Here is a 6,614-nt window from a genome sequence, read left to right on the forward strand (position 1 = left end):
AGGTCGCCGCCCCGTAACCTGTCGGATCACCGGAAAGGACCCGTAAAGTGATAATGATTATCATCTACATATCACAACGTGCGTGGAGGCCATCAAACCACGTCAAATAATCAATTATGACGCAGGTATCGTATTAATTGATCTGCATCAACTTAACGTAAAAACAACTTCAGACAATACAAATCAGCGACACTGAATACGGGGCAACCTCATGTCAACGAAGAACAGAACCCGCAGAACAACAACCCGCAACATCCGCTTTCCTAACCAAATGATTGAACAAATTAACATCGCTCTTGAGCAAAAAGGGTCCGGGAATTTCTCAGCCTGGGTCATTGAAGCCTGCCGTCGGAGACTAACGTCAGAAAAGAGAGCATATACATCAATTAAAAGTGATGAAGAATGAACATCCCGCGTTCTTCCCTCCGAACAGGACGATATTGTAAATTCACTTAATTACGAGGGCATTGCAGTAATTGAGTTGCAGTTTTACCACTTTCCTGACAGTGACAGACTGCGTGTTGGCTCTGTCACAGACTAAATAGTTTGAATGATTAGCAGTTATGGTGATCAGTCAACCACCAGGGAATAATCCTTCATATTATTATCGTGCTTCACCAACGCTGCCTCAATTGCTCTGAATGCTTCCAGAGACACCTTATGTTCTATACATGCAATTACAACATCAGGGTAACTCATAGAAATGGTGCTATTAAGCATATTTTTTACACGAATCAGATCCACGGAGGGATCATCAGCAGATTGTTCTTTATTCATTTTGTCGCTCCATGCGCTTGCTCTTCATCTAGCGGTTAAAATATTACTTCAAATCTTTCTGTATGAAGATTTGAGCACGTTGGCCTTACATACATCTGTCGGTTGTATTTCCCTCCAGAATGCCAGCAGGACCGCACTTTGTTACGCAACCAATACTATTAAGTGAAAACATTCCTAATATTTGACATAAATCATCAACAAAACACAAGGAGGTCAGACCAGATTGAAACGATAAAAACGATAATGCAAACTACGCGCCCTCGTATCACATGGAAGGTTTTACCAATGGCTCAGGTTGCCATTTTTAAAGAAATATTCGATCAAGTGCGAAAAGATTTAGACTGTGAATTGTTTTATTCTGAACTAAAACGTCACAACGTCTCACATTATATTTACTATCTAGCCACAGATAATATTCACATCGTGTTAGAAAACGATAACACCGTGTTAATAAAAGGACTTAAAAAGGTTGTAAATGTTAAATTCTCAAGAAACACGCATCTTATAGAAACGTCCTATGATAGGTTGAAATCAAGAGAAATCACATTTCAGCAATACAGGGAAAATCTTGCTAAAGCAGGAGTTTTCCGATGGGTTACAAATATCCATGAACATAAAAGATATTACTATACCTTTGATAATTCATTACTATTTACTGAGAGCATTCAGAACACTACACAAATCTTTCCACGCTAAATCATAACGTCCGGTTTCTTCCGTGTCAGCACCGGGGCGTTGGCATAATGCAATACGTGTACGCGCTAAACCCTGTGTGCATCGTTTTAATTATTCCCGGACACTCCCGCAGAGAAGTTCCCCGTCAGGGCTGTGGACATAGTTAATCCGGGAATACAATGACGATTCATCGCACCTGACATACATTAATAAATATTAACAATATGAAATTTCAACTCATTGTTTAGGGTTTGTTTAATTTTCTACACATACGATTCTGCGAACTTCAAAAAGCATCGGGAATAACACCATGAAAAAAATGCTACTCGCTACTGCGCTGGCCCTGCTTATTACAGGATGTGCTCAACAGACGTTTACTGTTCAAAACAAACCGGCAGCAGTAGCACCAAAGGAAACCATCACCCATCATTTCTTCGTTTCTGGAATTGGGCAGAAGAAAACTGTCGATGCAGCCAAAATTTGTGGCGGCGCAGAAAATGTTGTTAAAACAGAAACCCAGCAAACATTCGTAAATGGATTGCTCGGTTTTATTACTTTAGGCATTTATACTCCGCTGGAAGCGCGTGTGTATTGCTCACAATAATTGCATGAGTTGCCCATCGATATGGGCAACTCTATCTGCACTGCTCATTAATATACTTCTGGGTTCCTTCCAGTTGTTTTTGCATAGTGATCAGCCTCTCTCTGAGGGTGAAATAATCCCGTTCAGCGGTGTCTGCCAGTCGGGGGGAGGCTGCATTATCCACGCCGGAGGCGGTGGTGGCTTCACGCACTGACTGACAGACTGCTTTGATGTGCAACCGACGACGACCAGCGGCAACATCATCACGCAGAGCATCATTTTCAGCTTTAGCATCAGCTAACTCCTTCGTGTATTTTGCATCGAGCGCAGCAACATCACGCTGACGCATCTGCATGTCAGTAATTGCCGCGTTCGCCAGCTTCAGTTCTCTGGCATTTTTGTCGCGCTGGGCTTTGTAGGTAATGGCGTTATCACGGTAATGATTAACAGCCCATGACAGGCAGACGATGATGCAGATAACCAGAGCGGAGATAATCGCGGTGACTCTGCTCATACATCAATCTCTCTGACCGTTCCGCCCGCTTCTTTGAATTTTGCAATCAGGCTGTCAGCCTTATGCTCGAACTGACCATAACCAGCGCCCGGCAGTGAAGCCCAGATATTGCTGCAACGGTCGATTGCCTGACGGATATCACCACGATCAATCATAGGTAAAGCGCCACGCTCCTTAATCTGCTGCAATGCCACAGCGTCCTGACTTTTCGGAGAGAAGTCTTTCAGGCCAAGCTGCTTGCGGTAGGCATCCCACCAACGGGAAAGAAGCTGGTAGCGTCCGGCGCCTGTTGATTTGAGTTTTGGGTTTAGCGTGACAAGTTTGCGAGGGTGATCGGAGTAATCAGTAAATAGCTCTCCGCCTACAATGACGTCATAACCATGATTTCTGGTTTTCTGACGTCCGTTATCAGTTCCCTCCGACCACGCCAGCATATCGAGGAACGCCTTACGTTGATTATTGATTTCTACCATCTTCTACTCCGGCTTTTTTAGCAGCGAAGCGTTTGATAAGCGAACCAATCGAGTCAGTACCGATGTAGCCGATAAACACGCTCGTTATATAAGCGAGATTGCTACTTAGTCCGGCGAAGTCGAGAAGGTCACGAATGAACTAGGCGATAATGGCGCACATCGTTGCGTCGATTACTGTTTTTGTAAACGCACCGCCATTATATCTGCCGCGAAGGTACGCCATTGCAAACGCAAGGATTGCCCCGATGCCTTGTTCCTTTGCCGCGAGAATGGCGGCCAACAGGTCATGTTTTTCTGGCATCTTCATGTCTTACCCCCAATAAGGGGATTTGCTCTATTTAATTAGGAATAAGGTCGATTACTGATAGAACAAATCCAGGCTACTGTGTTTAGTAATCAGATTTGTTCGTGACCGATATGCACGGGCAAAACGGCAGGAGGTTGTTAGCGCGACCTCCTGCCACCCGCTTTCACGAAGGTCATGTGTAAAAGGCCGCAGCGTAACTATTACTAATGAATTCAGGACAGACAGTGGCTACGGCTCAGTTTGGGTTGTGCTGTTGCTGGGCGGCGATGACGCCTGTACGCATTTGGTGATCCGGTTCTGCTTCCGGTATTCGCTTAATTCAGCACAACGGAAAGAGCACTGGCTAACCAGGCTCGCCGACTCTTCACGATTATCGACTCAATGCTCTTACCTGTTGTGCAGATATAAAAAATCCCGAAACCGTTATGCAGGCTCTAACTATTACCTGCGAACTGTTTCGGGATTGCATTTTGCAGACCTCTCTGCCTGCGATGGTTGGAGTTCCAGACGATACGTCGAAGTGACCAACTAGGCGGAATCGGTAGTAAGCGCCGCCTCTTTTCATCTCACTACCACAACGAGCGAATTAACCCATCGTTGAGTCAAATTTACCCAATTTTATTCAATAAGTCAATATCATGCCGTTAATATGTTGCCATCCGTGGCAATCATGCTGCTAACGTGTGACCGCATTCAAAATGTTGTCTGCGATTGACTCTTCTTTGTGGCATTGCACCACCAGAGCGTCATACAGCGGCTTAACAGTGCGTGACCAGGTGGGTTGGGTAAGGTTTGGGATTAGCATCGTCACAGCGCGATATGCTGCGCTTGCTGGCATCCTTGAATAGCCGACGCCTTTGCATCTTCCGCACTCTTTCTCGACAACTCTCCCCCACAGCTCTGTTTTGGCAATATCAACCGCACGGCCTGTACCATGGCAATCTCTGCATCTTGCCCCCGGCGTCGCGGCACTACGGCAATAATCCGCATAAGCGAATGTTGCGAGCACTTGCAGTACCTTTGCCTTAGTATTTCCTTCAAGCTTTGCCACACCACGGTATTTCCCCGATACCTTGTGTGCAAATTGCATCAGATAGTTGATAGCCTTTTGTTTGTCGTTCTGGCTGAGTTCGTGCTTACCGCAGAATGCAGCCATACCGAATCCGGCTTGTGATTGCGCCATCCCCATAGCAGCCATCACATCAGTACCGGAAAGAGAGTCAGAAGCCGTGGCCCGTGGTGAGTCGCTCATCATCGGGCTTTTTGGCGAATGAAATTTAGCTACGCTTTCGAGTCTCATGCGCCTTCTCCCTGTACCTGAATCAATGTTAGGTTTCCGCAGAACACTGCGCCGGTATCGATATACATTTGGTTGGCAAACTTGAGTGGTTTCACTGCTGGCGTATGACCAAAGATGAACGTGTCCGCGCCTTTGATTTCTTTCACGATCCCGTTTTGTGAGTTGCTGATTCGTTCGCGGTTCCAGATTACCTGCTGATGATCAACTGGCTTTCCAAACTCGTATTCGTCAAAGGGATAATCGGCGTGGCAGATAACATATTTTTTATCTTTGCTCACCAGTTCGATGATTAACGGAAGTTCATCTGCTTTATGGGCAAGAGCTTTAGCCAGAATTTCTTTGTCGTAATCGAGATTAAAGAACCAGCCACCGCCATTAAGCAGCCAGTGATTAACGTTTCCACGCTCTGATAAGCCATCAATCATCATTTGCTCATGGTTTCCACGTACAGCTCTGAACCAGGGGAATGTGATTAATTCCAGGCATTCAACGTTCTCTGCACCACGATCAACCAAATCGCCCACCGAGATAAGCAGGTCTTTTTTGTTGTCGAATCCAATCGTATCCAGTTTGTTCATCAGGTTCGTGTAGCATCCGTGCAGATCGCCAACTACCCAAATATTTCGGTATTTGCTGCCATCAATTTTTTCGTAATAGCGCATCTCTTTCACTCCATCCGCGATGAACCATGAGAACGTCGTTGACGATGGCGTGCATTTTCCCGTCTTTATCATCAACGTATTTTCTGACCGTACCGCGACTACATTTCAGTCTGCGTGCTACTTCTGTCTGATTTCCGTATGTTTCAACGAGCATGTCTGGAATGGTTTTTACTGAGAACGTCATGCGGCCTCACTTCTGCTATTTCGCAGGTCTTTGAGTTTCTGTTGGTACTCTGCCTTGATCGCCTTGCACTCTTCGATAGTCCAGCGATGGCGGTTATGGTTTGATTCGATTTCGTCTACTGCTTCCTGCCCGATGCGGCTAATCAGTTCGACGCGATACGGAACGAGATTTCCGCTTTTGTGCTGGTTGCACACCACGCATTGCTTGTGAATATTGCGTTCATTAAATCGGAGTTGAGGTGCCGCAGCAGTTGTCCGGTAATGTCCGGCATCCCACTGAGCAGACGTGAGCGTTCCGCACGAGATACATGGTAAGTCGCGGTCTCTTTCTCTGATGAAGGCGTTTACGGCTTGTTGGGCTTGTTTAATCCAGTAACTGCGGGGCTTTAAGGCGAGTTTTCGAATCTTAAGTTTATCTTTCTGTTTCTGCTCCTCTCGTCGTCGTTTCTTCTCTGCTGCTTTTTCCGCTTTTTCGCGTTCTTTACTTCGTCGTTCGAGTGCTATCTTGGTTCCACACTCTGGAGAGCACCACCACTGATTAGCGAATGCAGGGTGAAACCATTCCCGGCATTCATCGTTTTTACATCGTCTTCGCGCTGGTTTAGCCATCATCTTCTTCCTCGTGCATCGAGCTATTCGGATCGCTCATCAGTTCTGCGCAGCAGTGCTCACACACGTGAACTTCCAGCACATGCAGCTTCTGACCGCAGTTAGCGCACGTTAAAGCTCGCTCGACGCTTTCTTGTTCGTAACTTCGATTTTGGTCAATCACCTTGTTTTCCTCGCACGACGTCTTAGCCACCGGATATCCCACAGGTGAGCCGTGTAGTTGAAGGTTTTTACGTCAGATTCTTTTGGGATTGGCTTGGGTTTATTTCTGGTGCGTTTCGTTGGAAGGTATTTGCAGTTTTCGCAGATTATGTCGGTGATACTTCGTCGCTGTCTCGCCACACGTCCTCCTTTTCCTGCGGTAGTGGTAACACCCCTGTTGGTGTTCTTTCACACCGGAGACACCATCGATTCCAGTAAGGTTGATTTGGTCGGAAGCGGTTATCTTCTTTGCATTCACCGCACCGATAACATCGCATCATGCAGCTTCCCTCCCGAAGTCGAAATCAAGCTGCCCTCCAAATATTTCGC

General features: G+C 46.2%; 12 protein-coding genes and 1 pseudogene. 3 read left to right on the forward strand and 10 right to left on the reverse strand.

Annotation, left to right across the window (positions count from 1 at the left end; all coding sequences use genetic code 11):
• Nucleotides 1-211 precede the first annotated feature (211 nt).
• Nucleotides 212-406, forward strand: a complete 195-nt coding sequence (locus CJ305_RS19005) for a YlcI/YnfO family protein (RefSeq protein WP_001421937.1) — start codon at nucleotides 212-214, stop codon at nucleotides 404-406.
• Between the two features lie 164 nt (nucleotides 407-570).
• Here the strand turns inward: CJ305_RS19005 and ybcW are convergent, their stop codons facing one another.
• Entirely contained in the window at nucleotides 571-777 is a 207-nt protein-coding gene (ybcW, locus tag CJ305_RS19010) for a protein YbcW (RefSeq protein WP_001031427.1), read from the reverse strand.
• 243 nt (nucleotides 778-1,020) lie between these two features.
• Between ybcW and CJ305_RS19020 the strand changes: the two genes are divergently transcribed.
• Together CJ305_RS19020 and bor are read left to right on the forward strand one after the other, a co-directional pair.
• Entirely contained in the window at nucleotides 1,021-1,473 is a 453-nt protein-coding gene (locus CJ305_RS19020; protein ID WP_223248938.1) for a DUF1398 domain-containing protein, read from the forward strand.
• A gap of 289 nt (nucleotides 1,474-1,762) precedes the next feature.
• Nucleotides 1,763-2,056 carry a serum resistance lipoprotein Bor gene (gene bor / locus CJ305_RS19030; RefSeq protein WP_000738492.1) on the forward strand — a complete coding sequence of 98 codons (294 nt, stop codon included), beginning with the start codon at nucleotides 1,763-1,765 and terminating at the stop codon, nucleotides 2,054-2,056.
• Nucleotides 2,057-2,087: 31 nt separating this feature from the next.
• Here the strand turns inward: bor and rzpD are convergent, their stop codons facing one another.
• The 9 genes and pseudogenes from rzpD to CJ305_RS19080 all read right to left on the reverse strand — a co-directional run bounded on the left by rzpD (nucleotide 2,088) and on the right by CJ305_RS19080 (nucleotide 6,425).
• Nucleotides 2,088-2,549 (reverse strand): prophage endopeptidase RzpD, encoded by a 462-nt coding sequence (gene rzpD, locus CJ305_RS19775; protein ID WP_000092275.1) that lies wholly within the window; start codon nucleotides 2,547-2,549, stop codon nucleotides 2,088-2,090.
• Nucleotides 2,546-3,022 (reverse strand): glycoside hydrolase family 24 protein, encoded by a 477-nt coding sequence (locus CJ305_RS19040; RefSeq protein ID WP_000229403.1) that lies wholly within the window; start codon nucleotides 3,020-3,022, stop codon nucleotides 2,546-2,548. The genes rzpD and CJ305_RS19040 overlap by 4 nt, the downstream gene beginning before the upstream one ends.
• A pseudogene (locus CJ305_RS19045) lies at nucleotides 3,006-3,329 on the reverse strand (phage holin, lambda family). The gene CJ305_RS19040 and the pseudogene CJ305_RS19045 overlap by 17 nt, the downstream one beginning before the upstream one ends.
• 676 nt (nucleotides 3,330-4,005) lie before the next feature.
• Nucleotides 4,006-4,581 (reverse strand): antitermination protein, encoded by a 576-nt coding sequence (locus tag CJ305_RS19055; protein WP_449543899.1) that lies wholly within the window; start codon nucleotides 4,579-4,581, stop codon nucleotides 4,006-4,008.
• A gap of 44 nt (nucleotides 4,582-4,625) precedes the next feature.
• Nucleotides 4,626-5,291, reverse strand: a complete 666-nt coding sequence (locus tag CJ305_RS19060; protein WP_001271136.1) for a serine/threonine protein phosphatase — start codon at nucleotides 5,289-5,291, stop codon at nucleotides 4,626-4,628.
• Complete coding sequence (locus tag CJ305_RS19065; RefSeq protein WP_002901791.1) at nucleotides 5,269-5,475, reverse strand: phage NinH family protein; 207 nt, start codon at nucleotides 5,473-5,475, stop codon at nucleotides 5,269-5,271. Before CJ305_RS19065 ends, CJ305_RS19060 begins: the two co-directional genes overlap by 23 nt.
• The gene (locus tag CJ305_RS19070; RefSeq protein WP_015979261.1) at nucleotides 5,472-6,086 is read right to left on the reverse strand and encodes a recombination protein NinG; all 615 of its coding nucleotides are present in this window, start codon (nucleotides 6,084-6,086) and stop codon (nucleotides 5,472-5,474) included. Before CJ305_RS19070 ends, CJ305_RS19065 begins: the two co-directional genes overlap by 4 nt.
• Nucleotides 6,076-6,288, reverse strand: coding sequence for a protein NinF (locus tag CJ305_RS19075; protein WP_306424353.1), 213 nt, complete (start codon nucleotides 6,286-6,288; stop codon nucleotides 6,076-6,078). Before CJ305_RS19075 ends, CJ305_RS19070 begins: the two co-directional genes overlap by 11 nt.
• On the reverse strand, nucleotides 6,243-6,425 hold the full coding sequence (locus CJ305_RS19080; RefSeq protein WP_000113775.1) for a NinE family protein: 183 nt from the start codon (nucleotides 6,423-6,425) through the stop codon (nucleotides 6,243-6,245). The genes CJ305_RS19075 and CJ305_RS19080 overlap by 46 nt, the downstream gene beginning before the upstream one ends.
• Nucleotides 6,426-6,614 lie beyond the last annotated feature (189 nt).

This window comes from Leeuwenhoekiella nanhaiensis (assembly GCF_002744755.1).
GTDB classification, from domain to species: Bacteria; Bacteroidota; Bacteroidia; order Flavobacteriales; family Flavobacteriaceae; genus Leeuwenhoekiella; species Leeuwenhoekiella nanhaiensis.